The 26,730-nt window shown below is 28.8% G+C and carries 19 protein-coding genes and 1 pseudogene; 13 read left to right on the top strand and 7 right to left on the bottom strand.

The annotated features are described in order from the left end of the window. Nucleotides 1-5 precede the first annotated feature (5 nt). Complete coding sequence (locus tag HGAG_RS04725; RefSeq protein ID WP_019118135.1) at nt 6-404, bottom strand: helix-turn-helix domain-containing protein; 399 nt, start codon at nt 402-404, stop codon at nt 6-8. A gap of 524 nt (nt 405-928) precedes the next feature. Here HGAG_RS04725 and purH point away from each other — a divergent pair. The 4 genes and pseudogenes from purH to HGAG_RS04700 all read left to right on the top strand — a co-directional run bounded on the left by purH (nt 929) and on the right by HGAG_RS04700 (nt 8,051). Continuing rightward, on the top strand, nt 929-2,434 hold the full coding sequence (gene purH / locus HGAG_RS04715) for a bifunctional phosphoribosylaminoimidazolecarboxamide formyltransferase/IMP cyclohydrolase (RefSeq protein WP_019118134.1): 1,506 nt from the start codon (nt 929-931) through the stop codon (nt 2,432-2,434). 9 nt (nt 2,435-2,443) lie between these two features. Next, nucleotides 2,444-6,111, top strand: a pseudogene (locus HGAG_RS10605) (phosphoribosylformylglycinamidine synthase). Between the two features lie 8 nt (nt 6,112-6,119). Further along, nucleotides 6,120-7,571 carry an IMP dehydrogenase gene (guaB, locus tag HGAG_RS04705; protein WP_019118133.1) on the top strand — a complete coding sequence of 484 codons (1,452 nt, stop codon included), beginning with the start codon at nt 6,120-6,122 and terminating at the stop codon, nt 7,569-7,571. Between the two features lie 87 nt (nt 7,572-7,658). Next, on the top strand, nt 7,659-8,051 hold the full coding sequence (locus HGAG_RS04700; protein WP_019118132.1) for an ATP cone domain-containing protein: 393 nt from the start codon (nt 7,659-7,661) through the stop codon (nt 8,049-8,051). A gap of 33 nt (nt 8,052-8,084) precedes the next feature. Here the strand turns inward: HGAG_RS04700 and HGAG_RS04695 are convergent, their stop codons facing one another. Genes HGAG_RS04695 through HGAG_RS04685 form a run of 3 tightly spaced genes read right to left on the bottom strand, consistent with a single transcriptional unit; the run spans nt 8,085 to nt 10,565 of the window. After that, nucleotides 8,085-8,777, bottom strand: a complete 693-nt coding sequence (locus tag HGAG_RS04695) for an LrgB family protein (RefSeq protein ID WP_004838184.1) — start codon at nt 8,775-8,777, stop codon at nt 8,085-8,087. Further along, nucleotides 8,770-9,120 (bottom strand): CidA/LrgA family protein, encoded by a 351-nt coding sequence (locus HGAG_RS04690; RefSeq protein WP_004838185.1) that lies wholly within the window; start codon nt 9,118-9,120, stop codon nt 8,770-8,772. The genes HGAG_RS04695 and HGAG_RS04690 overlap by 8 nt, the downstream gene beginning before the upstream one ends. A 17-nt stretch (nt 9,121-9,137) precedes the next feature. Further along, on the bottom strand, nt 9,138-10,565 hold the full coding sequence (locus tag HGAG_RS04685) for an FAD-binding oxidoreductase (protein WP_019118131.1): 1,428 nt from the start codon (nt 10,563-10,565) through the stop codon (nt 9,138-9,140). An 856-nt stretch (nt 10,566-11,421) separates the two neighbouring features. Here HGAG_RS04685 and HGAG_RS04680 point away from each other — a divergent pair. From HGAG_RS04680 to murJ, 9 genes are all read left to right on the top strand, one after another. After that, the gene (locus HGAG_RS04680; protein ID WP_019118130.1) at nt 11,422-12,558 is read left to right on the top strand and encodes an acyl-CoA dehydrogenase; all 1,137 of its coding nucleotides are present in this window, start codon (nt 11,422-11,424) and stop codon (nt 12,556-12,558) included. Between the two features lie 30 nt (nt 12,559-12,588). Further along, the gene (locus tag HGAG_RS04675) at nt 12,589-13,401 is read left to right on the top strand and encodes an electron transfer flavoprotein subunit beta/FixA family protein (RefSeq protein WP_019118129.1); all 813 of its coding nucleotides are present in this window, start codon (nt 12,589-12,591) and stop codon (nt 13,399-13,401) included. A gap of 10 nt (nt 13,402-13,411) precedes the next feature. Then, nucleotides 13,412-14,416 carry an electron transfer flavoprotein subunit alpha/FixB family protein gene (locus HGAG_RS04670; protein ID WP_019118128.1) on the top strand — a complete coding sequence of 335 codons (1,005 nt, stop codon included), beginning with the start codon at nt 13,412-13,414 and terminating at the stop codon, nt 14,414-14,416. A gap of 144 nt (nt 14,417-14,560) precedes the next feature. After that, nucleotides 14,561-15,898: an acetyl-CoA hydrolase/transferase C-terminal domain-containing protein gene (locus tag HGAG_RS04665; RefSeq protein ID WP_019118127.1), complete on the top strand. Its 1,338-nt coding sequence runs from the start codon at nt 14,561-14,563 to the stop codon at nt 15,896-15,898. A gap of 114 nt (nt 15,899-16,012) precedes the next feature. After that, the gene (locus HGAG_RS04660) at nt 16,013-16,855 is read left to right on the top strand and encodes a 3-hydroxybutyryl-CoA dehydrogenase (protein ID WP_019118126.1); all 843 of its coding nucleotides are present in this window, start codon (nt 16,013-16,015) and stop codon (nt 16,853-16,855) included. Between the two features lie 115 nt (nt 16,856-16,970). After that, nucleotides 16,971-17,813, top strand: a complete 843-nt coding sequence (gene ispE, locus HGAG_RS04655; RefSeq protein WP_019118125.1) for a 4-(cytidine 5'-diphospho)-2-C-methyl-D-erythritol kinase — start codon at nt 16,971-16,973, stop codon at nt 17,811-17,813. Continuing rightward, nucleotides 17,806-18,555, top strand: coding sequence for a glutamate racemase (murI, locus tag HGAG_RS04650; protein WP_019118124.1), 750 nt, complete (start codon nt 17,806-17,808; stop codon nt 18,553-18,555). Before ispE ends, murI begins: the two co-directional genes overlap by 8 nt. A 320-nt stretch (nt 18,556-18,875) precedes the next feature. Then, nucleotides 18,876-19,883, top strand: a complete 1,008-nt coding sequence (locus HGAG_RS04645; RefSeq protein WP_019118123.1) for a M15 family metallopeptidase — start codon at nt 18,876-18,878, stop codon at nt 19,881-19,883. Between the two features lie 213 nt (nt 19,884-20,096). Further along, nucleotides 20,097-21,623, top strand: a complete 1,527-nt coding sequence (gene murJ / locus HGAG_RS04640) for a murein biosynthesis integral membrane protein MurJ (protein WP_019118122.1) — start codon at nt 20,097-20,099, stop codon at nt 21,621-21,623. Nucleotides 21,624-21,689: 66 nt separating this feature from the next. Here murJ and HGAG_RS04635 read toward each other — a convergent pair whose 3' ends face one another. From HGAG_RS04635 to HGAG_RS04625, 3 genes are all read right to left on the bottom strand, one after another. Further along, entirely contained in the window at nt 21,690-23,417 is a 1,728-nt protein-coding gene (locus HGAG_RS04635) for a vWA domain-containing protein (protein WP_019118121.1), read from the bottom strand. Continuing rightward, nucleotides 23,410-24,318 (bottom strand): AAA family ATPase, encoded by a 909-nt coding sequence (locus HGAG_RS04630; protein ID WP_019118120.1) that lies wholly within the window; start codon nt 24,316-24,318, stop codon nt 23,410-23,412. Before HGAG_RS04630 ends, HGAG_RS04635 begins: the two co-directional genes overlap by 8 nt. Before the next feature lie 195 nt (nt 24,319-24,513). Continuing rightward, on the bottom strand, nt 24,514-26,436 hold the full coding sequence (locus HGAG_RS04625) for an acyltransferase family protein (RefSeq protein ID WP_019118119.1): 1,923 nt from the start codon (nt 26,434-26,436) through the stop codon (nt 24,514-24,516). Nucleotides 26,437-26,730: the final 294 nt, after the last annotated feature.

Genomic DNA, 26,730 nt, shown 5'->3' with positions numbered 1-26,730 from the left:
TTCACCTAATCATTGTGAGGGTTATATTTTTTATTCTTATTTTTTGCAATATAGTAGGCCTCTTGGATAGAATCAAGGATTGCTTTTTTATCCTCTTCATTTATTTCTCCACCAGCCATAAGACCAATTACCCCATCAACCATTTCCTTTGCATCTTTTGCTCCCTTGTAGCCGTATTTTTCCCTAGCATCAAGAATAAAATTCTCCTCATCAGTTACAAGATAATCGTGGCTAGTGTCCAAAACCTCTGCAAGTTTATCATAAATTTTTCTATATCTCGGTTTAGATTCTCCCATTTCATATCTTGAAATAGTTTTTAAAGAAACACCAACAAGCTTTGCCAGCTCTTCTTGAGTTAAATTTTTATTTTCGCGAAGCTTTCTTAACTTAGATTCAAAACTCATAATTTCTCCTTTTAATATACACTCAAAGACTGATAGACATTTAAAGTCTTGGCAAAAGACATTAAGCATCTTAAAATTTAATTAAGTCATTTAATGACATAATTATACAATAATGGTCATTTAAGTTCAAGGAGGGAAAATATGGGAATAATTGCTAAAATTGCATAGAAATTATTGAAGATAGAGGATAAGTGCAAAAGCAAATACAAAGCTAGAAAAATGTAGATTGCAAAAAATTATTAATTTTCTTAAAAAATAAAAATATATCTTTAATTTTTAAAAATATTGTGGTATGATTATTTTACATTCATTTGGGGGTATTTATCATGGATTTTATTTTTAAAATTGAAAAATTTACAATTATGATTTTATCTATGAAAAAAATTGAAAGGCTAAGATCTTTCTGTGAATTTCTATGCCCAAATTTGTCTATGAATGGAGTAATGTTTTATCAGGGAAGCTAATTTTGTTAGCTTCCCTTTTCTTGTCTTTAAATTTAGACTAAAAGCTTATGGGAGGGATTAATGAGAGCTTTAATATCTGTTACTGAAAAAAAGGATGTAGAAAAACTTGCTAGAGGATTGAGTGAATTAGGTGTGGAAATTGTATCTACTGGCGGTACATATAAAAAAATTAAAGAAAGCGGAGTAGATGTAAAAGAAATTGAAGAGATAACAAATTTTCCTGAAATTTTGGATGGTAGGGTAAAAACTTTATCTCCTTATGTTCATGGAGGAATTCTTTACAAAAGAGATGACGAAAATCACAAAAAAACTGTGGAAGAAAATAATATCAAAGATATTGATATAGTTGTTGTAAATTTATATAAGTTTGAAGAGTCCTTAAAGAGTAATGATGTTGACAATATTATTGAAAATATTGATATAGGTGGGCCTACTTTGATTAGATCTGCTGCCAAAAATCACAAGGACTGTGTAGTTTTGACTGACCCAAGTGATTATGATGAATTTTTGGAAAAATTAGAAAATAATCAAGTTGATTTAGAATATAGAAGATATTTGGCTATGAAAGCTTATTCTCTTACAGCTTATTATGATAGTGTAATTTCTAGATTTTTCAAAGATTTAACCAAAAAAGAAAGTGAATATAAAACTTATGGTCTTAGAAAAATTGAGGATTTAAGATATGGAGAAAATCCAAGCCAAAAAGCAAGTCTTTATGAAGATACTTATGCAAAAGGACTTTTAAAAGATATAGAAATTTTACACGGCAAGGCAATGAGCTTTAATAATTATAATGATTTAAATATTGCTTTGGAACTTGCTAAAGAACTTGGAGAAAATTCTTGTGTAGCTTTAAAACACCAATCTCCTTGTGGAGCTGCTATTGGAGAAAATGCTTTTGATGCTTACAAAAAAGCATATGAGGCTGATTCTTTATCAATTTTTGGTGGAATTGTTGCCCTAAATGGAGTAGTTGATGAAAAAACTGCAAGTATGATGAGTGAAATTTTCCTAGAAATTATTGCAGCAAATGACTTTACAAAAGAGGCTTTGGAAATTTTATCTAAAAAGAAAAATGTTCGTATAATAAAAGTTGACTTATCAAAAGATATGGTTGAAGAAGATGTTAAATATTTGGAAGGAAAAGTTTTAGTTCAAGATACCGATTCAAAAGAAGATGATTTTGAAGTTGTAACTGAAGTAAAACCAGAAAAAAAAGATATTGATGATTTAAAATTTGCAATGAAAGTTGTAAAATATACAAAATCAAATGCAATTGTAATTGTTAAAGATGGAAAAACTTTGGGAGTTGGCTGTGGACAAACTTCAAGAATTTGGGCATTGGAATCAATCAAAAATAACCACCCAGATGTAGACTTTACTGATTCAATTATGTCATCTGATGCCTTTTTCCCATTTGATGATTGTGTAGAATTTGCTCACAAAATTGGAGTAAAATCAATAATCCAACCAGGTGGATCAATTAGAGATAAGGATTCAATTGAAAAATGTAATGAGTACAAAATGTCCATGGTATTTACCAACAACAGACACTTTAGACATTAAGGATATGATATGAAAAAGTCAGTTAAGAGAATTTATGTAAGAAAAAAAGATAGGTTCGATTACAAGTCCAAAGAAGTAAAAAAAGAAATAGAAAATCTTTTGAAAATAAAATTAGAAAAATTAAATATTTACAACAGATACGACCTTGAAATAAGCGATGAAAATTTGGATAAGGCAATTAATAATGTCTTATCTGAAAGAAATCTTGATTATGTTTATGCAAAAGATGAGGCAAAAAAACTTGAGGATTCTTTTGAATCTTCCCTTGCAGTAGAATATCTTCCAGGCCAATTTGACCAAAGAAGAAAGGGAGTTGTTGACATTCTAGATTTAATTTTGGATGAAAAAACAGACTGTAAGACTGCAACAGTTTATGAATTTTCAAAATTAAGTGAAAATGACCTTAAAAAAATTGAAAATTATCTAGTAAATCCAGTTGATAGCCACAAAATTGATTTGAAAGAAATGCCAGAAAGCTTGGATACAAAAAAGGAAAAAAATCTTGAAAATGAAATATATGATGGATTTATAGATTATTCAGATGAGGAAATTTCTAAATTTTTAAAGGCCCACGACCTTGCCATGGACGAAAATGATTTGAAAATGGTTAGGGATTATTTTAAAAAAGAAAATAGGGATCCAAACGAAACTGAGATAAAAATATTAGATACTTATTGGTCAGACCATTGTAGGCACACAACTTTTAATACAAACCTTGAGATTGACATAAAGGCAAAAACCATTCTTGATGAGGCTATTAAAAATTCTTTTGAAAAATATTTAAAAATGAGAGATGAACTTGAAATTAAAAAGCCAATAAATCTTATGAGTTTTGGAACGATTCTTTCAAAATATATGAGAAGTAAAAATGACTTTGATGATTTGGAAGTTTCAAGTGAAATAAATGCCTGCTCTGTTTATGTAAAAGTTAGGGTAGAAAAAAATGGCAAGGAAAATCTTGAAGATTATCTTTTGATGTTTAAAAATGAAACCCACAACCATCCTACAGAAATCGAGCCTTTTGGTGGGGCATCAACTTGTCTTGGGGGAGCAATTAGAGATCCACTTTCAGGAAGAAGCTATGTCTACCAAGCTATGAGAATTACTGGAGCTGGAAATATTTTAGAAGATGTTGATAAGACTATGGAGGGGAAACTTCCACAAAGAAAAATTTCAAAACTTGCTGCCAAGGGATATTCTTCCTACGGAAACCAAATTGGTCTTGCTACAGGGTTTGTAAAAGAAATTTTCCACGAAGGCTACAAGGCAAAAAGAATGGAATGTGGGGCAGTAATCGCCGCAGCTCCAAAAGAAAATGTAAAAAGACTTAGGCCAAAAAAAGATGATATAGTTTTGTTAATTGGAGGAAGAACTGGGAGAGATGGAATTGGTGGAGCAACAGGTTCATCAAAATCTCACAAATTAACTTCAATAATTACAGAATCTGCCCAAGTTCAAAAAGGAAATGCCCCAGAAGAAAGAAAACTTCAAAGATTATTTAGAAGAAGTGAAGTTTCAAAACTTATAAAAAAATGCAACGATTTTGGGGCTGGTGGAGTATCAGTTGCAATTGGAGAACTTTATGATGGAATTGATATAGACCTTTCAAAAGTTAAATTAAAATATGAAGGACTTAAACCATCAGAAATTGCAATTTCAGAATCCCAAGAAAGAATGGCAGTTTTAATTGACAAAAATGATAGAGAAGAATTTGAAAAATATTGTAGGGAAGAAAATGTAGAAACAGCTCTAGTTGGAACAGTTACTGACACAAATAGGATGAGAATGTTTTATGAAGATAAAAAAATTGCAGATATTTCCTATGATTTTATAAATACAAATGGAGCAGAAAGAAAGGCGAAAGTTAATTTTGTAAGCGAAGAAGTTCCAAAATATTTGAAAGAAAAATCTTCTGATCCAAAATATTTTTACGATAAAATAAAAGATTTAAATGTTATTAGCCAAAGAAATTTAATAGAAATATTTGATTCAACCATTGGACAAAACACCGTCCTTCAACCCCTTGGAGGAAAAAACAAGTAAATCCATCTCAAGCCATGGTTGCAAAAATTCCAGTAAATGAAGGAAAATCTAAAACTGTTTCAATAATGTCCTACGGATTTGATCCATATTTGTCAGAAAAAAGCCAATATTTGGGAGGATATTACGCAGTAATAGAATCAATTGCAAAACTTGTTTCTGTTGGAAGCGATTTGGAAAAAATAAGATTATCCTTCCAAGAATTTTATGAAAAAATGGACAATGAAAAATCTTGGTCCAAGCCATTAAAATCACTTTTGGGAGCTTTTGAAGTAACAAACTTTTTCAAAATGCCTCCAATCGGTGGAAAAGATTCAATGAGTGGAAGCTTTGAAGATTTAAATGTTCCACCAACTTTAATTTCTTTTGCAGCGACAACTGAAGATATTGAAAATATAAAATCAAACGATTTGAAAGGCAAAGGAAAAATTGGTCTTGTTAGGGCAAAATATAATTCTGATATGACCCTTGACCTTGATCATTACAAAAATTTATTGGAAAAATTAATAAAGGCAATGAGAGATGGAAAAATAATTTCTACTATTGCCCTTGATAATAAGGGAATTTTAGCAAATATTTACGAACAAGCCTTTGGAAATTCTAATTTTACTTTAAATTTTGATAATTTATATAATCCAATGTTTGGATCTTTCGTGGTTGAATATGAGAAAGATTTAGACTTTGTTGAAAAAATTGGAGAATTTTCTGATGATTTAATTGTAAATGGAGAAAAATTAGATAGTGAAAAATTAGAAAAATCTTACTTAAATGAATTAAATCAAGTATTTGCACCAAAAGAAGAAATTCCTTATGAAAAAATCGACCAAAAAGAGATGAAAGTTTCTTTAAAATCAAAAAAACCAGTTGATAAGGTCAAAGTTTCAATTCTTGCCGTAACAGGAACAAATTGTGAATGGGATACAAAAAAAGTCTTTGAAAAATATGGGGCAGAAGTTGAGATAAATTTATTTAGAAATTTAGATAAGAAAGCTATCGAAGAATCTATTGAAAATCTTTCAAAATCAATCAGAAATTCACAAATTTTTGCCATTCCTGGAGGATTTTCAATGGCAGATGAGCCAGATGGTTCTGGTAAATTTTTGGCAAATATTATAAGAAATAAAAAAATAAAAGATGCCATTGAATATATGCTTGATGAAAATGATGGCTTAATAATTGGAATTTGTAATGGTTTCCAAACTTTGATTAAAACTGGACTTCTTCCTTATGGAAAAATTAAAGAAATCGAAGAAGATGACCCATCATTAACTTACAACACAAATGATAGGCACATTTCAACAATTGTTGATACAAAAGTTTTAAATAATCAAAGTCCATGGACAAGTGGTCTTGATTTGGATGTAACTTACAAAATTCCAATTTCTCACGGCGAGGGAAGATTTATTGTAAATGAAGAAAAATACAAAGATTTATTAGAAAACGGTCAAATTTTTTCTGTATATGAAATAAATCCAAACGGATCTGATTATAATATTGAAGGAATTTTATCCAAAGACGGAAAAATCTTGGGTAGAATGGGCCATGTTGAAAGATTAGATTCAGATTTATACAAAAATATTTACGATAAAAAAGAGCAAAAAATATTTGAAAATGCAATAAATTATTTTAAAAAATAGGAGGCTTTATGCAAATAATAGGAGAAGGATTAACATTTGATGACTTACTTTTGGTTCCAGGACCATCAGAAGTTTTACCAAATGAAGTTTCATTACAAACAAATCTTACAAAAAAAATCAAATTAAATATTCCTTTGATGTCAGCATCAATGGATACTGTAACTGAATCAAAAATGGCAATTGCCATGGCAAGGCAAGGTGGAATTGGAATAATCCACAAAAATATGTCAATAGAAGACCAAGCCAAAGAAGTTGATAGGGTAAAAAGAAGTGAACACGGCGTAATAACTGATCCATTTTATTTAAAACCTGAAAATATTTTAAAAGAAGCTTTGGAAATAATGGCAAATTATAAGATAAGTGGTGTTCCAATTGTTGATGATAATATGACCTTAAAGGGAATTTTGACTAACAGAGATGTGAGATTTCAAAATGATGAAAATGTAAAAATTGACGACATTATGACTAAAGATGGTCTTATTGTTGGTCAAGTTGGAATTTCTATGGAAGATGCTGTTAAAAAAATGGAATCAGGAAAAGTTGAAAAGCTTCCAATAGTTGATGATGATTTTAAATTAAAAGGATTAATTACAATAAAAGATATAGAAAAATCAAGACAATATCCAGATTCTGCAAGAGATGAGCATGATAGATTATTGGTAGGAGCTGCAGTAGGAATTACTCGTGATATGATGGATAGGATTGATGCCTTGGTTCGTGCAAAAGTTGACGTTGTAACAGTTGATACAGCTCATGGGCATTCAAAAGGAGTAATTACTGCAATTAAAAAAATCAAAGAAAAATATCCTAATCTTCAATTAATAGCAGGAAATGTTGCAACAGGAGAAGCCACAAAAGATTTGATAAAAGCAGGAGTTGATGCTGTAAAAGTTGGTATAGGACCTGGATCAATTTGTACAACAAGAGTTGTAACAGGAGTTGGAGTTCCACAAATTTCTGCAATAATTGATTGTGTAAAGGCTGCAAAAGATTCGCAAATTCCAATTATAGCCGACGGTGGTATAAAATATTCTGGAGATATTACAAAGGCTTTAGCATGTGGAGCAAGTGTAATAATGGCAGGATCATTATTTGCGGGAACAGAAGAATCACCAGGAGAAACAATTGTATTTGAAGGAAAACAATACAAGGAATACAGGGGAATGGGATCACTTTCTGCAATGAAATCCGGATCAAGCGATAGATATTTCCAAAATGATACCAAAAAATTTGTACCAGAAGGAGTTGAAGGAAGAGTTGCCTTAAAAGGATATGTTGGAGATGTAATTTATCAACTTCTTGGAGGACTTCGCTCAGGAATGGGATATGTTGGTGCAGGAAATTTAAAAGAATTAGAAGAAAAATCAAAATTTGTAAAAATCTCCCCAGCAACCCTAGTAGAAAACCATCCACACGATATTCAAATAACAAGAGAATCTCCAAACTATACAAAAAAATAATAAATAAAAAAGATTGGATTTTGTCCAATCTTTTATTTTCTAAAAAATTAGGGTAAGAATATAAAAAGAAAAAAATTAGGGGGATATATGTCAGATCTTACAAAAATAATTATCGATTATTATCAAGGAAAAAATTTATCAATAGAAGAAATTGCAGATGAATTGGATAAAGCGAAGATTGAAGTTATTGAAAATTTTTTGGACAACAAATTATATGTTAAAAAAAGAAATGGAAAAATTGAATTATTTGATATTGACAAGATATTAAGATCAATAAAAAATGCAGCAAGAGATGGAAATATTGACCTTAATACATCAGATATATCAATTTTAAAAAATGATTTAATGAAAATGGTAGAAAAAAACCACAAGAGAATTATTCCTACAGCAAAAATAAAAGAATATGTAGAAAATATTTTAGAAGAAGATGGTTACAAAAAAGTGCTAGAAAGCTATAAATCTTATATTAAAAGCAAATAAAATGAGCCAATTTAGGCTCATTTTATTTTTCTATTAAATTATTATTTCAACTAATTTCATAGCAAGTGGCATTATTATTACTGCTGTTATTCCAGCAATAGCAATTGATAGTCCGCTCATTGCTCCTTGAATTTCTCCCATAAGTCTTGCTTGACTTGTTCCAACTGCGTGGGATGATGTGCCTATGGCTACTCCTTGGGCAACTGGATCTTTTATTCTAAATATTTTCATTACAATAGGGGCAAAAACTGCTCCGCTTACTCCTCTAATTACAACGACAATTGCAGTAAGTCCAATTATTCCTTGGTATTCTCCGGAAAGTGAAATGGCTATTGCTGTTGTTATTGATTGTGGAATTAAACTTGCAACTAAATTTTTATCAATTTGGAATATTTTTGATAAAAATATGGCAAGTACAAATGAAAATATTGTTCCAAATCCAACTCCAACAAGTATTGGCAAAATATTTTTCTTTAGTGTGTCAAGATTTGCATATAAATCTAAAACCATTGCAACTGTTGCAGGTCCTATAAAAAATGCTATAAAATCTCCACCTTTTTTGTAATATTCATAGTCGATTCCTGTGATGGATAAAAATCCTATAATCAAAAGTATAGCAATGAGAAGTGGATTTGCTATAGGAGTTTTTAATTTTTTATTTATCCATTTTCCAATTTCGTAGGCAGCAAAGGATAAAACTATACCAAAATATTGATTATCAAGCATCTTTCCTCCTTTGTAAAAATTGCACTACAAGTCCTGTAAGAGCCATTGAAATTATTGTTCCAATTATAACTAAAATAATTATTTGGAAAATTTTTCCTTTAATGACATCGACATTAGCAAGTATTCCTACTCCTGCTGGTACAAAAAGAAAAGCTAAATTTTTTAAAATACCATCAGAAGTTTCTTTTATATCTTCACTTTTGAGTATGTTAAATTGTAGGGCTATAAAAAGATAAATCATTCCATAAACAGGTTCTGGTATTGGATAATTTATAATACTTCTTGTAATAGCTCCTAAAAATAAACAAACACAAAGGATTACAAATTCTTTTAGGTAATTCATAATCAAATCCTTTAAATTTATTCACCTAATAAGGCAATAACTTTATCTGGATTCAAAATCATATTTGGGTCAAATGCTTTTTTAATTCCTCTCATTATTTCAATATTAACGTTACCTTCAAAGCTCTTTAGATATTTTTTCTTTCCGTTTCCTATTCCGTGTTCTCCAGAAATTTTTCCTCCCAAATCATAAGCTTTTTTATAGATTACATCCATAAATTTATCAACTTCTTCTTTAAATTGATCAAGTTTATCTTCTTCATTTGATAGGGTGTAAATATGCAAGTTTCCATCTCCAGCATGGCCGAACGATTTAACATTAAACATATAAGATTCACTTTCCTTATTAACAAAATTAATATATTCAGCAATTTTTGTTACAGGAACTACAACGTCGCACTCATCCAAAAGTTTATTTTGTGTTTCAATAGCTTCAAGGAAAGAACTTCTTGCAGCCCAAGCATCTCTAATTGAATTTGGAGTATCAGCAACCAAAACATCAATTGCGCCATTATCAACCAAAACTTCAGCAGCTTGCTCAAGAGTATTGTCGATTAGATCCTCATCATCACCATCAAAAGTAATTAATAAATAAGCTCCAACATCAATTCCTTCCATATTTTTAGGGAAAGTTTCTTTGCCTATGTATTTTTCACTAGCTATAACTATATCTCTTTCCATAAACTCAATAGCTTGTGGATTTAAATTATTTTGGAATAATTTAGGAACAGTAGAAATACAATCATCCAAATCTTCAAAAGGTACGATTAAAGAAACAGTATGTTTTGGATTTGGAACGATTTTTAAAGTAAGCTCAGTAATAATTCCAAGAGTTCCTTCACTTCCAACCATCAAATCTTTTAAAGAATAACCAGTAGATGATTTAGAAACAATAGATCCAAAAGTTGTAATTTCTCCACTAGGAAGAACAACTTCCATTTTTCTTACATAATCACGAGTTGTGCCATATTTAACAGCACGCATTCCTCCTGCATTTAATGAAACGTTTCCGCCAAGTGTAGCATTTTTTTCGCCTGGATCAGGTGGATATAAATATCCCTTATCAAGACAAGTTTGAGCCAAAGTACTTAATAAAACACCAGGTTCAACTCTAACAACTAAATTTTCTTCATCAAATTCTAAAATTTTGTTCATGGATTGCATATTAATCATTACGCCATTTTTAATAGCAACACCAGCGCCAGTCAAACCACTACCAGCACCTCTTGCTATAACAGGAATTTTATTTTCATTACAAATTTTCATTATTTTTGAAACATCTTCCTTGCAAGTAGCGTCAATCAAAACATCAGGGATTCCTTCGCCATAAATTGGCATTTCATCGTGAAAGAAATCTTCATTAATTTCTTCTCCTACATAAACTTTTCCATTTACTGATAATTTGATTTGTTCAATAATTTCGTCATTAATTTTGTTGTAATCCATTTTTCCCTCCTAAATGTAAATAGAAATTGTATACTTAACTAAGTAACTTAGTTAATTATGTATCAATTATAACATGAAAAAATCGAATAGAAAAGTTTTCCTTTAATTAAATATAAATATCAATAACAAATAAATTTATAATTTAAAATTAGAAATTATTTTAAAGTTCTTAAAAAATCAAAAAATTAAATTTTCTAAGAGCAAATAAGAAATCGACTAAAATAAAAATAGAAATTGAAAAATTTTGATTTTTAAATTTGAAAATTTTTAAAATCAAGATATCTAAATATATTAGCTTTTTAATAATAAACAAAATAGATTCGGATTAAATGAAATTTTTTTTATCTTAAATTTAAGCATAAAAAATATTTTTCATTCTTAAAATTTAAAAACTGATTTATAAAATAAAATATATAGTTAAAATTTGTAAATATATTGATAAAGATTTGACAGATAGACTGATTGTGATATTATTATAATGTAGGTAAATGTTTTTTTGGGAAATCTTTTTACTATATTATAAAAGAAATAAAATTTAGCAAAAATATTTAAATAAATTTTAAATTCCATATAATAATAGACTAAGTTTTATTTTTTGTTTTGAATTTTAGAATTTTAAATTATATAAAATGATAAAGTGATAGAATTTTAATTTATATAATAAAAGGATAAAGCTAGAAAAAATTTTCCAAAAAAATTTAAGACTTAAAGCTAAAAGCTTGATAAAAAATTGGCTAAAAAGCTTGACAAGTCTAGTTCCGATTGTTAATATAATAACATAAGTGATAAAAAGTGTTTCTTAATATTATTTTTAAATTTAAAAATAATAAATATGGAAAATTATTTAGGAGAAAATATGTATAAATTATCAGAAGATTATGAAGAAATGAGAGAGATGTTCCACGGCTTTGCAGAAAGTGAAGTTAAACCATTAGCTCAAAAAGTAGATGAAGAACATATGTTCCCAGAAGAAACAGTTGCAAAAATGCAAGAATTAGGTTTCTTTGGAATTCCATTTGATGAAGAATTTGGCGGTCAAGGTGCTGACACACTTACATACGTACTTGCAGTTGAAGAGCTTTCAAAATATTGTGCATCAACAGGTGTAATTTTATCAGCTCACACATCATTATCAGCTGATTGTATCAATAAATTTGGTAATGATGAACAAAAGAAAAAATATCTAACACCACTTGCAAGTGGAGAAAAATTAGGTGCTTTTGGACTTACAGAACCAAATGCAGGAACTGATGCTTCAGGTCAACAAACAACAGCTAAACTTGATGGAGATGAATATGTACTTAATGGTACAAAAATCTTTATAACAAATGGTGGATATGCTGATATTTATGTAGTATTTGCCATGACAGATAAGTCAAAAGGAAATCACGGAATTTCTGCATTCATAGTTGAAAAAGGAACTAAAGGATTTGATTTTGGTACACTTGAAAACAAAATGGGAATCAATGGTTCATCAACTATGGAATTAATTTTCCAAGATTGTAGAATACCAAAAGAAAATTTACTTGGAGAAGAAGGTAAAGGATTTAAGATTGCTATGGCAACTCTTGATGGTGGAAGAATTGGAATTGCAGCTCAAGCTCTTGGTATTGCAGAAGGCGCTTTAGAAAAAGCTGTTCAATATTCTAAAGAAAGAGAACAATTTGGACGTCCTTTAGCTAAATTCCAAAATACACAATTTAAATTAGCTGAAATGGCTATAGAAATTGAAGCTGCTAGAAATTTAGTTTATAAGGCAGCAAGCTTAAAAGATGCTGGAGAAAATTACTCAGTAGCAGCAGCTATGGCAAAATTAAAAGCTTCTAGAACAGCATCATTCGTTGCTGATAGAGCAGTTCAAATTCTTGGTGGATATGGATATATCAAAGAATATGACGTTGAAAGAATGATGAGAGATGCAAAAATTACAGAAATTTATGAAGGTACTTCAGAAGTAATGTTAATGGTTGTATCAGGAGCTCTTTTAAGATAATAATTAAGAAGATAAATTTAGGAGGAATAAATGAATATTTTTGTATGTGCAAAGCAAGTTCCAGATACTAATGAAATCAAAATAGATCCTGAAACTAATACTCTTATTAGAAAGGGAGTTCCTAGTATCTTAAATACTTATGATGCTTTTGCCCTTGAACAAGCTTTAAGAATAAAAGATAATGATCCAGAAAATGTAAAAATCACAGTTATTTCTATGGGACCACCTCAAGCTGAATCTATGCTTAGAGATACTTTGGCAGTAGGAGCTGACAAAGCTTACTTGGTTACTGATAGAAAATTTGGTGGTTCTGATACACTTGCAACAAGTTATATAATCTCAGAAGCTATAAAAGAAGTAGCTAAAAGAGAAGGAGATTATGATATGATTTTCTGTGGTCTTCAAGCTATAGATGGAGATACAGCACAAGTAGGACCAGAAATTGCTGAACACTTAGATTTACCACAAGTAACTTATGCTTATACAGCAGAATTAAATGATGAGGGAATCAAAGTTCTTAAAGAAGTTGAAGGAGGAGCTTTAAATATTCAAGCAAAACTTCCAGCTCTTATAACATTTACAAAATATGGCGATGAAGAATTAAGATATCCAAAAATCAAAAATAAAATGAAAGCTAAAAAAGCTACAATCGAACAAATTACTTTTGAAGAACTAAAAGAAAATATTGACGAAACAGCAATAGGACTTAAAGGTTCACCAACAAGAGTTAAAAAATCTTATACACCTGAACATAAGAAATCTGGAGAAATCTACAACGATGAAGATGCTAGCGTTTCTGTAGATAAGTTAATAAATGCTCTTTCTGATGAGAAACTTATTTAGGAGGATATAGATGAGTGAAAATAAAAATCTTTGGGTAATTGTAGAAACAAAAGAAGATGGATCAGCTGTAAATGTTGGACTTGAACTAATGAATCCAGGAAGAAGAATGGCTGATGCTATTGATGAAAAACTTTACGCTATAATTATCGGATCAAATGTTGATAAAGCTAAAGAAGAAGTAAAAGAATACGGCGTAGATGGAATTATCACAGTTGATAATGAAATTTACAAAGAATATAATACAGAAGTTTATGCAGATGCAATAGACCAATTAGTTAAAAAATATAGTCCAAATATAATTTTGATAGGTGCAACAAATCAAGGAAGAGATTTAGGCCCAAGAGTTTCAGCAAGACTTCACACAGGACTTACAGCAGATTGTACAGAACTTGATATTGACGCTGAGAAAAAAGAAGTTAGATGGACAAGACCTGCATTTGGTGGAAACTTAATGGCAATGATTCTTTGCCCAGATCACAGACCACAAATGGGAACTGTAAGACCAGGAGTATTTTCAAAAGAAGCTATTGGTGCAAAAGATGATATCGAAATAATTGATGAAGACATCAAATTTGAAGGTGAAGCTAGAACAAAAATTTTAGATTTCATTCCAAGAGATGAAGGAGATGAAGTTGATTTAGTTGGAGCTGAATTTATAGTTTCTGGTGGACGTGGACTTGGAGATCCTAAAAACTTTGCATTAATAAAAGATTTAGCTGATGCACTTGACGGAACTGTTGGATCAAGCCGTGCGGCTGTAGATGCTGGTTGGATTTCACACTCTCACCAAGTAGGACAATCAGGAAAAACTGTAGGACCAAGAGTTTATATAGCTGTAGGAATTTCTGGAGCTATTCAACACTTGGCAGGTATAAATGCTGCTGATAAAGTTATAGCTATAAACAAAGATCCAGATGCTCCAATATTTGGAAGAGCTGATTATGGTATAGTTGGGGACTTATTTGAAGTAGTACCAAAACTTACTGAAGCAATCAATAAGAAAAAAGGAAAATAATTAAATTAAATTTATAAATTTGGGTATATCATTATTAGTATCTCAAATTGATTTTAAGGATGAGATTACTCTCATCCTTAATTTTTATTAAAGATAAGATAAATTTTTCTATATTTTAAAATATAAAAGCAAATGGAGGATGATATGGACTATAGTAAGCTTTATAAGGAAAAACTAATAAGTGCAGAGGATGCTGCAAAACTTGTAAAGGACGGCGATTATGTAGATTATTCATGGGGAATAGTTTCACCACATGATTTTGACGAAGCTTTGGCAAAAGAAATTACTAATCTTAATGACATCGTTGTCAGGGGTGGAGTGGAGCTTGAAAAATTCAAAATATTTGATGCTGATCCAACAAATGAACATTTTGTTTATAACTCTTGGCATTCATTAGGACCTATAAGAAAATTAGCAGGAGAAGGAAGAGCATTTTATTCACCATTAAAATATTCAGAGCTTCCAAAATATTACAGAACATCAATAAAAAAACCAAATATTTTTGTAACTCAAGCAACTCCAATGGATGAGCACGGATTTTTTAACTTCGGAGCTTCAGCATCACATCTTTATGCTGCAATCGAAAATTCGGATATAGTAATAATTGAAGTGAACAAAAATGTACCAAGAGGACTTGGTGGATATGAAAATTGTGTTCATATTAAAGAAGTTGATTATATTATTGAAGGATCAAATCCTGAAATGATAGCTTTAGGAAAAGCACAACCAAGCGATTTAGATAAGGAAGTTGCAAAATTTGTAGTAGAAGAATTAGTTGATGGGGCATGTCTTCAAATTGGAATTGGTGGACTTCCTACAGCAATCGGAAAAGAAATTGCAAATTCTGATTTAAAAGACCTGGGCGTTCATACAGAAATGTATGTAGATTCTTTTGTTGAATTATCAAAGGCTGGAAAAATTACAGGTAAAAAGAAAAGCATTGATAGGGGAAGACAAGTTTATGCTTTTGCAGCTGGAAGCAAGGAATTATATGATTTTATAGATAATAATGAAGAACTTTGTGCAGCACCAGTAGATTATTGTAATGGTATTGAACAAATTTCTGCTTTAGATAATTTCATGTCAATAAATTCAGCCCTTGAAGTTGATTTGAATGGTACAGTTTCTGCAGAAAGTTCTGGAATAAAACACATTTCAGGTTCAGGTGGAGCTTTAGATTTTATGCTTGGTGCTTATAATTCAAAAGGTGGAAAATCTTTTGTAACCCTACACTCATCAAGAGTTGATAAAAAAGGAGTAAGACATTCAAATATAGTTCCAAGATTAATTGAAGGAACACAACCAACAGGTTGTAGAGCAAATACTCATTTTGTTGCAACAGAATTTGGAATGGTTAATCTTAAAGGACAATCATTGTGGGAAAGAACTGAGAAATTGATTTCAATTGCTCACCCAGAATTTAGAGATGATTTGATAAAAGAAGCTGAAAAAATGAGAATTTGGAGAAAATCTAATAAATAGTTAAAAAAAAGTCAATATTTCTTGATAAAACGGGAAAACAATGTTATAATATATGTATAAGTTATTAATTTAACAAACAAACGAAACTTTTTTAAAACACACAAAGGAGTAAATATGAAAATTGGTGTAATTGGATCAGGAATTATGGGTGGAGGAATTGTAGAAGTTGCTGCAAAATTCCACGAAGTAGTAGTAAGAGATATTAAAGATGAATTCTTAGAAAATGCAAAAGCTAGAATTGAAAAAGATTATGCTAAACAAGTTTCTAAGGGAAGAATGGAAGAAGATGCTAAAGAAAAAGCAATCAAAAACATTTCCTACACAACAGAAGTAAAAGACTTAGCTTATTGTGATATAGTTATAGAAGCTGCAACAGAAAATCCAAAACTTAAAAAAGAAATTTTCAAAGAATTAGATGAAGTAGTTAAAGAAGGAGCAATTCTTGCTTCAAATACATCTTCACTTTCTATTACTGACATAGCTGCATCAACAAATAGACCAGAAAATGTAATAGGAATGCATTTCTTCAATCCAGTTCCAGTAATGAAACTTGTAGAAGTTATCAGAGGACTTCACACAAGCGACGAAACAAACAAAAAAGTATTTGAACTTGCTGAAGAATTTGGAAAACAACCAATAGAAGTAAAAGAAGGTCCAGGATTTGTTGTAAACAGACTTTTAATTCCAATGATTAACGAAGGAATCGGAGTTTTATATGATGGACTTGCAAGTGTTGAAGATATTGATAAGGGAATGCAACTTGGAGCAAACCATCCAATGGGACCTCTAGCATTAGCTGACCTTATAGGACTTGATACATGTCTTGCAATTATGGAAGTATTATTCAATGAATTTGGTGATAGCAAATATCGTCCAAATCCATTATTAAGACAAATGGTAAGAGCAGGAGATCTTGGTAGAAAAACTGGTAAAGGATTCTACGATTATTCTAAATAAATTTAAATTTACAAATAGACTTTGCGAAAGCAAGGTCTATTTTTTGATTAAAATTTTTTATTTTTAAATTTTATTTTCAACAAATTCCTTATGGTATAATTGTAGTGAGGTAATTATGGAAAGAAAATGCTATGGAAAAATTAATCTTAGTTTAGATTCTTTGTATAAAAGAGATGACGGTTATCATGAAATTGATACTATTATGACTAGGATTTCTTTGTTTGATAAATTAAAAATTGAAAAAAATAATACTAATGAAATTAAAATTAAAACAAATAGCCAAATTTTATCAAAGGAAAATATTGAAAATAATTTGATTTACAAGGCTTGGGCTATATTAAAAGATAGAGTTAAATCATGTGGAGTAGATGTGTTTTTGGAAAAAAATATTCCCATAGCTGCAGGGCTTGCTGGTGGTTCTACAAATTGTGCTGAAATGATTTTGGCTTTAAATGAGCTTTGGAATTTAAATTTGGGTGATGATGAGATTTTTAAAATTGGGAAAAGTTTAGGAGCTGATATTCCGTTTTTTTTCTTGAAAAAATCTGCGAGGGCTCAAGGTATTGGAGAAATTTTATCGCCTTTTGATATAAATTTAGATATGAAAATTCTTTTGGTAAATGATGGGACAAGTATTTCTTCAAATTTTGTATATAAAAGATTAAAGGATTATGGAAATATTGAAACTGAAAAAATAATTGAGGGATTAAAATCTTCTGATAAAAATATTGTAAAATATTTTTCTAATGTTATGGAAGATGTGGTATATGAAAATTTTCCTCATCTTTATAAAATAAAAAATAGACTTGAAAATCTAGGGGCAGCCAAAGCACTTCTTAGTGGTAGCGGTGCAAGTATTTTTGCTGTATTTTTTGATGAAGAAAAAATCAATTATGCATTAAATGAAATAAAAAATGATTATAAATTTGTTGAAAGGGTGAATTTAATAGATGACTAATATTGGTGTATTTGATTCAGGACTTGGAGGACTTACTGTTCTTAAAGAATTGTCTAAAAAACACAAGGCAAATTATTTTTACCTTGGAGATAATAAAAATGTTCCTTATGGAGATAAGTCAAATGAAGAAATAATTGAGCTTTCAAAAAAAATAGTAAAATTTTTATTAAAGAAAGATATTGACTTTTTTGTGATAGCTTGTAATACAATTTCTACTGTTGCAATAGAATATCTTAGAAAAGAATTTGATAAAAAATTTATTTCAATTACAGACCAAGCAATAAAAAAATCCTTAGAATGTGAAGGGGATATTTTTGTTATGGCTACAAAGGCAACGTGCTTACAACATACTTATAAAATTAAAATTGAAAAAATTTCTAATAAAAAAGTTTTTGAAAAAGCTTGTCCATTACTTGTTTCCCTTATAGAAAAAGGAATAGTAAGTGGAGATGAGGTGGATAAGGCTTTAAAAGATTATTTAGAACTTGCAAATGAGAAAAAAATTGAAAATATAGTTTTAGGTTGTACCCACTATCCTATAGTAGAAGATGAAATTTTTAAAAATTTAAACTACAAAGCAAATATTATTGACCCTGCTAAGGTTTTGGCAAAAAATATAAAATTTGATGAGACCGAAAAAAAATATATAGAAATATATATGACAGATGTAAATGAAATTTCTCAAAAAATGACAAATAAAATAATGGGAGAAAAAATTAAAATCCAAAAAGCTAGTTTATAGTTAATTAATTAGCTTAAAAAATTTATTATAAAAACTTATAAGGTTTTAAAAAAGAGTAAAAAATTTTATAAAAATGTATTAAAAAAATCGCTAAAATTAAAAAAATTAATTTTTAGCGATTTTTTTCTAATATTTTACAAAAAAAATCATTTATACTATACATATTTTTTTATACTTGTGTTATAATGGAGTTAAGAAAATATTAAAAAGTTTTGTAAAGTCTTTTATTATAGATTGAAATACATTTATATGATTTTACAAACTATCCCACAGACGTAAATTTAGTTATATTGAAATAGATTTAAGGAAGAAAACTAAAAATGGCAAACAAAAGTATTAGAGATTTAAGACGTAAAAAGGTAAAAGAAAGAAAAATAAAAAGAAGAAATAATTTAATAAAAGTTGGAATTTGTGCTCTTTTGATAACAGGAGCTTTGAATATAGATTTTAAAAAAAGTAGTGATGATTTTCAAATTAGAAAACCAATAGAAAACAGATATGCCCAAGCTAATAAAAAACAAGAAAATGAAGTGCTTAAAGAAGAACTAAAAAATGCAAAAACTCAAGTAGCAACTCCTATTGGTTTTGAAAATGTAGTAATTAGTGATGGGGAAAAAATTGATGATGATGGATATAGTGATACTATGAAATCCTATGTCAAATCTCTTAAAAGTCAATATTGCTACCAAGAACCAAGCGATTTTACAAAAACTGATGTAAGCATTAATAATAACCAATACATAGAATATTTTGGTACAGAAAATTCTTTTTCAAAAATTAAAATTAATGATGAATTTTATTATGTAAATAAATATGGTCTTGGAAAGCTTAAAGATAGCGAAAATATTAGTGTAGTGAAGGGAGTTGTTTTTGTAAATGAATCAAATCCTTTGCCTAAAGATTTTAATCCTGGCGTTGATTCTACAAGCAAAAAAGCTTTTGATACTATGCTTATTGATATGCAAAGAGAAGGCTTGGATATAAAAATTGCATCTGATTTTAGGATGGGACAAAGTGAAGAAAAATTGGTAGATCAAAATAATCCTGATGCTGATTTGCCTTATACAAGTGACCACCAAACAGGAACAAGTTTTGATTTTTATACTGACCAAACAAAATATTCAGATAAATTTAAAGATACAAATGAATATAAGTGGCTAAAGGAAAATTCTTATAAATATGGATTTATTCAAAGATACACCAAAGAAAAAGAAGAAATTACTGGCAAAAAAGAAAGGTGCTGGGAATTTAGATATGTTGGTGTAGAAAATGCAAAATCTATGTATGAGAACGATCTTTCTTTGGAAGAATACTTGAAAATAAAATAATAAATTATAGCACAAGTGATAGCTTTATTTCTTGTGCTTATTTTTATTTTTAATTTTTTTAAACAATAAATAAGATTAAAGAAAAATAAAGAGTTTATAAAATTATCGTAAAATTTTCTAAGATAATAGACTTATTTATGGATAAATTTATCCATTGAAAGAAGATTTTTTACAGATATAATAAAATTTATAAATTAAAAAAGAGAGGTAATTATGGGACAAACTGCTTTTATGTTAATGCTTGTAACAATTCTTTCTAAAGTTTTTGGATTTTTGAGAGAATCTGTTATGGCTTATTTTTATGGAGCGGGGGATATAGTTGCAATTTATGCTGTTGCTAATACTCTTCCTGTAGTAATAGCAAATTTTGTTGCGTCGGGTATCATTTATGGTTTTATTCCAATTTATACCAAGGCAAAAAATGAAGAAGGCGAAGAGGTTGCTGAAGAATTCACATCAAATATTTTTAATATCTTGATGGTATTTGGTCTTTTAGCAGTTATTTTTGGTTTTATTTTTGCTGGAGCATTTTGTAAATTATTTTCACCAGATTTAAAAGGCGAACTTTTACATACTGCCATAGTTTTTACAAGAATTATAATGTTTGCAATATTTGCATATTTATATTCAGCTGTTTTTAGGGGATATTTAAATTTAAAAGGCAATTTTTTTATTCCAGCTGTAACTGGCTTGATTATGAATATAATTATAATTACATTTACAATTATAAGTGGACTTGCCAAAAATCCTTACCTACTTGCTATAGGTTGTTTGTTGGGAAATGTTTTGCAATATATAATGTTTCCTAAGGCAAATAGGGAGCATGGATATAAATACAAGAAAAAAATAGATATTCACAATAAATATATTAAATCTTTAATTATGATTGCAATTCCTGTTATAGTTTCATCAGCTGCAGGAGAGATAGCTCTTACAGTAGATAATTCTATGGCATCATACTTTTTTGGAAATGCATCAATATCATTTTTGAGATATTCAAAAACACTTTTGGCACTGATTACAGGAGTAATAACAGTTTCAGTTACAACTTCAATATTTCCTACCATTTCACATTTGGGACAAAAAGGCGATATAGAAAATATGAAAATTCAAATAAATTCAGCTATAGTTTTGACTATGCTTTTGGTAATACCAGCAACAATTGGAATGATGTCTTTGGCAGAGCCAATAATAAAATTGGTTTATCAAAGGGGAGCTTTTGATAATAAATCTGTAGTAGTTACAGCATCCATGCTAATTGCCTATGCGCCATTTGTTATTTTTCAATCATTTTCTGATGTAATCGACAAGGGATTTTATGCAGTTGGAGATTCAAAATCGCCAGTAATAATTGTAGTTATCCAACAAATAATAAATGTAATATTGAATTTTATATTGATACAATTTTTTGACATTCAAGGTCTTGCCCTAGCAACTGCAATTTCTGCTGCGGCTGGTGCAATTATGATGTTAATAAAATTTAGGAAAAATTTTGGAAGAATTAATTTTAAAAGTTCTTTAAAATCTTTGATAAAAATTACAGTTTTATCAATTTTAATGGGACTAATTGCAAGTGCAATTTATGGAAATTTGAGTGGGAAATTGTCATATCTTCTGGCTATGTTTATTGCAATAATAATAGCAGCAATATTTTATGCGCTTACAATTTTATTTGCAAGAATTCCTGAAGTTATGAAAATGGTAAATCGTCTTTACCATAAATTTTCTAAGAAAAAATAAAAAATAATTTAAAAGGCTGGTAAAAATTATAAATTATTATAGTTTATAATTTTTTGCCAGCCAATTTTAATTTGCTATTAAATTTTTCATATAAATTGAAACAATTTTGGAGAAATTGTCTAAATTTTTTATCCTACAAAAATCTGCTCCATAGATTAATTTTGCATTTTCTATATCTTCATCTTCTCCAGTAAAAACTCCCAAAACTTGGATTCCATCGCTTTTTAATGCTCTTATTTCTTTTGCAGTATCATCAACCGCCTTTTTGTCTATATATTGATCTTTGATTTTTGCGTTTACTGTATTTATATTGTGTTTTTCATCGTTTGGGCGACCGTCTGATAAAATTATTAAAATTTTTCTTACGCTTTCATTTTTATCTTCATTGATTAATTTGTGGATTGTTTTAAAGGCAAGTCCATCTCTGTTTGCACCGGAAGCGAAAAAATTATAAATACTTTCATTATTGCCCTTGTCTTTAAAATCTCTGTACATATTAAAAACTGTATAATCTCTCAAAGTAGAAAATGAAGAAACTCTTATTGGAATATTTACCTTATCCATGGCATTTGCAATTATAAAAGCCTGGTTTGCTACGAGATTTTGCCTTTGAATTTGGCTTGCTGATCCATCAATTAGTAAATCCATTTGAAATTTTGGTTTTGGGTCTTTGTTATTTGAAAAAAACACTTTGGATTCATTTAATACAGGAGCTCTCCAAACATTAACAGAATCTAAAAGTCCATAATTTTTTCTGTAAAGTTCATCTTCTTCGTGATTTGCCAAAGAATTTTCTATAGTTCTTGTAAGCTCATTTACAGCTCTGTTGTTTATTGAAAGATTATTTTCAATATATTCTTTTGTTTTTTCCTTTTGTTTTTTTCTGACTTTCTGATTGAATTTTGCATTTGGAGAATCGGTGTATTCTCCCTTGGTAAAATATAATTTTTTTGACTTATGGATACCCTTGGCAAGTTCTTTTTCCAAAAGTTCTTGTCTTTTTTTGCTTATAGAAAGTTTTCCATAAAAATCCTCTATAAAGGAATCTTCTCTTTTTTCTTTTTCCTTATCGGATTTTTCAAAGATAAATATATCCTTGTTCATATCTTCTTTTTTTTCTTCGAAATAAATATAACCATTAAATTCTGCAGATTGGATTTGAAATTGGTCTTCAATATTTTTTTCAATATCAGCATCTTCCAAATCATCATGGTCAAAATTTTTAGGTTTTTCTTCCTTTACCATTTGATCAAAAAGTTCGTTGTATTGGTCAAATCTTTCAAAAAGAAAATATTTTTTAAAAAGTTCATTAAGTTTGTCAATTATTTCACTTGATTTATAGGTATCAATAGAAAAAAGTTCAGCATAAAAATCTCTTACAAGTTTAGCTTCTGTTATGGGTTTATTAAAAATTTTCCCATAGTAGGCCTTTTCAATTTGTTCGGAAACATTGTCGGTTTCTTTTTTGTATTGGTATTTGTCGAGAATTTTTTTGGCGTAAGATTTTCTTAAATCTTTTATTACAAGATTAGTTTTTTCTAATTTTCTGTAGGCTAAATCTTCCAACAAAAGAAGGGTGATTGCCTTAAATTCTTCAAAAAAAGGGTTGTCTTTTTTTAAATAAGAAAAAAATGAAGAAAATAAATCAAGCCTAAAATTTTTAAACTTGTATCCTTCAATTATATTTTTGTAATTTTTATCCATGGGATAGTAGGATTTTGGAAAAATTTTATAATCATCAGCAAAATCCCAAATCACATTCATAGCCCTTAACTTTTCAAAAGTATCAGTCATCAAATACACTCTCTTTGATTTCTTTTGGAAGTTTTGAGTCAACGCTATCTCTTACAAGCTCTCTTTCAAATTCATCAAAAGATTTATTGATAAGTCCCATTTCAATTGCATCATATGGATTAAGTCCAATTTCCATAGTTTCAATTGCAGAAATTAGTCCCCTAAGGTCGACTGATTTTGTAGAAATTTCTGAATTTTCACTTTTTTCTTGGAGAGATTCAAAAATGTCTATAAAAGTATTCATATATTTTTCCTTTAATTTTGGAAATTTATCCTTTAGTAAATGTTTTAAATTTTCTCTCGTAATATTTGGCATATTTATAACCATAAATCTTGATGCAAGTGCCTCATTTACTTCTCTTGTTCCAACATAACCATAATTCATTGTTGCAATAAATCTTGTCTTATCGTCAAGTTTTATTTTGTCATAGCCTGGGATATCAATAACACGTCTGTGGTCTAAGCTTGCATGAAGGACAGAAATCGCTTCATTTTTTGCCATATTTATTTCATCTAAAACTCCAAATCCACCTTTTTTTGCACATTCATAAACAGGACCCTTTCTAAAAACAACTTTTCCGTCTTTAAAAGTGTCGGCTCCAACCAAGGAATTGTAATCAGTATTTACATGAAAAGAAATATCCCATGATGGACGATTAAAAATATAAGAAAGATTTTGAGCAAGAACATTTTTTCCTGTAGCTTTTGGGCCAGAAAGTAAAATATTTTTTCCAGAAAGAATAGCAGTGATTGCTTTTTTCAAAACATCTTCTCCATAATATTTAAATTCTGGTTTAACAATCCTATCCTTGTCTTCTTCATCTATATTTGCTTTTCTAAATTCTATTATTTTATCTATTAAATTTTGATCTAAATTTATTTCTTTTAAATAATCTATCATAATTCACCTCATTTGCTATTATACGACAAAAATATTCTTAGGCTATTGATAAAGTCCATTTTAAATTTGTAAATTATTTCAAATAATTTTTTTATTAAAAAAGTATAGAGATTTTAAAATGAAAATTTTCAAAAAAATAAAAGCGAAGAAAGTCATCTAAGACTTCTACGCTTTTAGATCTACATTATTTAATTGTTACTTAGCAAAAGAATTTATTATTTCTCTTTCAATTAGATTTCTATAAGCTTTTGCACCTTCAACTTCTGGATGAACCATATCTTTTGCAAATAAATTTGCTTTTTCCTTTGCAAATTTATACCAATCAACCATGTAGGCATTTTGGTTTTCATCGCAGAATTTTTTGATTTTAGAATTAATAGTCATCTCCCAAGATTGACTATTTACAGTATTTACAAAATAAACTTTTCTTCCTTCAGAAATATTTAAAATATCTACCATGTTTTGCTCGCTTAAAGTTCCGTTAGAACCAAGGCTTACAAGAACAATATTGCCAAGGCCGTTTTTATTTTTTATATCCTGCAATACTTTTGGACCATCGGTCATTTGTCTGCCAACTTCTCCATCAAGGTAAAGATTTGGATTAAATTCTCTCAAAAAAGGATCAATATTAATCAAAACAGAATCGCCAACAGCAGTAATAGAAGTATTTTTTAAAAATTCTTTTTCCTTATCGGTAAAGTTGAAATCATCATAAGCTTTCTTTTCAAAAGCAGGCTCTTTATTTTCTTCTTTATTTTTATTTTCATCTTCTTTGTTACTTTCATTTTGCTTTGGCTCTGTTTCTTTATTTTCGTTTGAAAGCTGATTTTTAGATTTTTCTAAATTTTCTTTATTCTCTTTTTTCTTTTGTTCTTTTACATATTTCTCATTGTTTTTCTTTATATTATCTTGATTTTCACTAATTCTTTTTTCAAGCTCTTTCATATCTTTTTCCTTAGGATTTGGAATAAAAAATGCCAAAGCATTTAATCCTAAAATAAGAGCAGATGTGATAATAAAATATTTTTTAAAATCAAATTTTCTATTTAAAATAACGTAAGTTAGCTCTGATAAAATCAAAACAATAATTATTTCCAAAATATAAGCTATAATCCTACTTTTGCTTGTGTGGGCAAAAGCATAAGAAAGAAAAGTGCTTATTATATATTGCCACAAATAAATGTAATAAGATCTAAGACCTATATAATAAAGGAAAGTTTTGAAAATTCCCATTTCTTTTTTATTTATTACAAATTTATTTTCCTTTTCATAAGAGTATAACACGCCAATTAACAATGCTTGAATAAGAGTGTAGATTGGGATTATTATTCTGTAAGTATATAAGTTTTCACCCCTTACAAAAAAGTAAGCAAGCAAAGTTAAAAACAAAAGAGCATACAAAATATATTTTTCAGAAAAATTTTTCTCCTTAGCAAATTCAAAAATTTTTGAAAAATAATCTATCAAAAGATAAGCAAGTGCTCCAATAAAAATAGCATTTATTCTAGCGTCAGGTCCATAATAAATTCTTGAAATATTATTTTTATCAAAAGAAAAAATAATCATCAACAAAATACTTATTGCAGAAATAAGAGCAAAAACATAAATTTTTACATTTTTACTTTCAAATTTTTCCTTATATTTATTGAGCAAATAATTTACCAAGTAGAAAATAAGGATAAATTGAACTTGCATGGATATATACCAAAAATGTGTAAACATATCAAAATATCCATTTTTTGTAAAATATGAACCACCCTTAAAAATTTGGTATAAATTTTGAATAGAAAGGGCTGTAGGTAAAGATGATTTTATAGAATCATGAAATATTATTCTTGAAAAAATCAAAGCAAAAACCAAAGATAGGCTTATAACAAAATATAAACTTGGCAATAGCTTTTTGAATCTTTTTTTAATAATTGATTTAAATTCATTAAAATCATAATCATCTATAGTATTTAATTTTTTCATCATTAAAAATCCACTCATTACAAAAAAGCCAATTACTGCCATAAAACCACCAGGAAGAAATTGTACTGATGAATGAAATATGGAAATAGCAATAATAAAAATAGCTCTTAAAAAAGTAAATGAATCAATTTGTTTTTGTTTTCTCATGTGTCCCCCAATGAATTTTATTATAGGCGAAAAAATAAAAAATATCAAGAAAAGTGCGAAATTGTAACCTTTGTAAACTATCGTAAAATAAATATTTTAAAATAAAATCACATAAATAAACCATAAAGCATTATTTAACATTAAATAAATAATAAATATACCTTTGCATAAAATTATAAATAAATATTCATTTTAAAAATCAAAAAATAATAACAAGATAAGCGTTGAAAAAAAGACAATAAAATAATCAAGCAAAAAACATTTGACAAGATGAAAATCCTGTGCCATAATTAT

Source organism: Anaerococcus obesiensis ph10 (genome assembly GCF_000311745.1).
Classification (GTDB): domain Bacteria; phylum Bacillota; class Clostridia; order Tissierellales; family Peptoniphilaceae; genus Anaerococcus; species Anaerococcus vaginalis.
The sequence above is the reverse complement of the archived record's forward strand: the minus strand, read 5'-3'. Positions and strand labels throughout refer to the sequence as shown.

Coding starts and splice junctions, on each gene's coding strand:
- HGAG_RS04725 (WP_019118135.1), bottom strand. CDS start 404: ATGAGTTTTGAATCTAAGTTAAGAAAGCTTCGCGAAAATAAAAATTTA.
- purH (WP_019118134.1), top strand. CDS start 929: ATGAGAGCTTTAATATCTGTTACTGAAAAAAAGGATGTAGAAAAACTT.
- guaB (WP_019118133.1), top strand. CDS start 6,120: ATGCAAATAATAGGAGAAGGATTAACATTTGATGACTTACTTTTGGTT.
- HGAG_RS04700 (WP_019118132.1), top strand. CDS start 7,659: ATGTCAGATCTTACAAAAATAATTATCGATTATTATCAAGGAAAAAAT.
- HGAG_RS04695 (WP_004838184.1), bottom strand. CDS start 8,777: ATGCTTGATAATCAATATTTTGGTATAGTTTTATCCTTTGCTGCCTAC.
- HGAG_RS04690 (WP_004838185.1), bottom strand. CDS start 9,120: ATGAATTACCTAAAAGAATTTGTAATCCTTTGTGTTTGTTTATTTTTA.
- HGAG_RS04685 (WP_019118131.1), bottom strand. CDS start 10,565: ATGGATTACAACAAAATTAATGACGAAATTATTGAACAAATCAAATTA.
- HGAG_RS04680 (WP_019118130.1), top strand. CDS start 11,422: ATGTATAAATTATCAGAAGATTATGAAGAAATGAGAGAGATGTTCCAC.
- HGAG_RS04675 (WP_019118129.1), top strand. CDS start 12,589: ATGAATATTTTTGTATGTGCAAAGCAAGTTCCAGATACTAATGAAATC.
- HGAG_RS04670 (WP_019118128.1), top strand. CDS start 13,412: ATGAGTGAAAATAAAAATCTTTGGGTAATTGTAGAAACAAAAGAAGAT.
- HGAG_RS04665 (WP_019118127.1), top strand. CDS start 14,561: ATGGACTATAGTAAGCTTTATAAGGAAAAACTAATAAGTGCAGAGGAT.
- HGAG_RS04660 (WP_019118126.1), top strand. CDS start 16,013: ATGAAAATTGGTGTAATTGGATCAGGAATTATGGGTGGAGGAATTGTA.
- ispE (WP_019118125.1), top strand. CDS start 16,971: ATGGAAAGAAAATGCTATGGAAAAATTAATCTTAGTTTAGATTCTTTG.
- murI (WP_019118124.1), top strand. CDS start 17,806: ATGACTAATATTGGTGTATTTGATTCAGGACTTGGAGGACTTACTGTT.
- HGAG_RS04645 (WP_019118123.1), top strand. CDS start 18,876: ATGGCAAACAAAAGTATTAGAGATTTAAGACGTAAAAAGGTAAAAGAA.
- murJ (WP_019118122.1), top strand. CDS start 20,097: ATGGGACAAACTGCTTTTATGTTAATGCTTGTAACAATTCTTTCTAAA.
- HGAG_RS04635 (WP_019118121.1), bottom strand. CDS start 23,417: ATGACTGATACTTTTGAAAAGTTAAGGGCTATGAATGTGATTTGGGAT.
- HGAG_RS04630 (WP_019118120.1), bottom strand. CDS start 24,318: ATGATAGATTATTTAAAAGAAATAAATTTAGATCAAAATTTAATAGAT.
- HGAG_RS04625 (WP_019118119.1), bottom strand. CDS start 26,436: ATGAGAAAACAAAAACAAATTGATTCATTTACTTTTTTAAGAGCTATT.